At 71.0% G+C, this 936-nt stretch carries 2 protein-coding genes; both read left to right on the forward strand.

The genetic code is table 11. The annotated features are described in order from the left end of the window. Positions 1–129, forward strand: a 129-nt coding sequence (locus tag EJK16_RS11290) for a sigma factor-like helix-turn-helix DNA-binding protein (protein WP_127129360.1), incomplete at its 5' end; no start/stop codon positions are given. A gap of 149 nt (positions 130–278) precedes the next feature. After that, the coding region (locus EJK16_RS20525; RefSeq protein ID WP_304999947.1) for a sigma-70 factor domain-containing protein at positions 279–936 on the forward strand (658 nt) is incomplete at its 3' end.

A 936-nucleotide genomic window follows, 5' to 3' on the forward strand; every position in this document is an offset into this window, starting at 1 on the left:
AAGACCCTGGACGAGATCGGCAAGGTCTACGGCGTCACCCGCGAGCGGATCCGCCAGATCGAGTCCAAGACCATGTCCAAGCTGCGCCACCCCAGCCGCTCCCAGGTCCTGCGCGACTACCTGGACTAGGCACCTCGGCCGGGATCCGGCCCACCCTTCACGAACGACGGACAACGGCTCCGGGTGACCAATCACACCCGGAGCCGTTGTTCGTCGTTATAATTGTATGGTCGCCGCGCTCCGGACATCCGGTCGCGTCCTCCGCCGAAGGGTTCTCTGTGTCGCGTACCTCTGCCTCCGAGTCCACCAGCCAGGCCCCCTCCAGGCTTGCCGCGCAGGCCGGGAGCGAGGTCGGCGAGGAAGCTCAGGGCACCGCCGGGCCACCGGCAGCGGCCCCGGGGCCCGGCGAGGACATCCCGGCGCGCAGGAAGACCGCCACCCGCAAGGTGGTCGCGAAGCCGCCCGCCAAGCGCGCGACCGCGTCGGCGTCCCACACCAAGCCGGCCCTCAAGGCCGTCCCCGACGCCGCGGCGCCGGCCGGCCAGGCCGAGCCTGCGGTGCCCGAGACGGGGTTCGTCGTCTCGGACGCGGACGACGACGACGCGCCCGTCCAGCAGGTCGTCACCGCGGGTGCGACCGCGGACCCGGTCAAGGACTACCTCAAGCAGATCGGCAAGGTCGCGCTGCTCAACGCCGAGCAGGAGGTCGAGCTCGCCAAGCGCATCGAGGCCGGCCTGTTCGCCGAGGAGCGGCTCGCCGCCGAGCAGGACCTCGCACCCAAGCTGCGCCGCGAGCTCCAGTGGATCGCCAACGACGGGCACCTGGCCAAGAACCACCTCCTCGAGGCCAACCTGCGCCTGGTCGTCTCCCTCGCCAAGCGCTACACCGGGCGCGGCATGCTGTTCCTGGACCTGATCCAGGAGGGCAACCTCGGCC

Origin of the sequence: Georgenia sp. SYP-B2076, from assembly GCF_003991205.1 — a bacterium.
In the GTDB taxonomy this organism is placed as follows: Bacteria; Actinomycetota; Actinomycetes; order Actinomycetales; family Actinomycetaceae; genus Georgenia.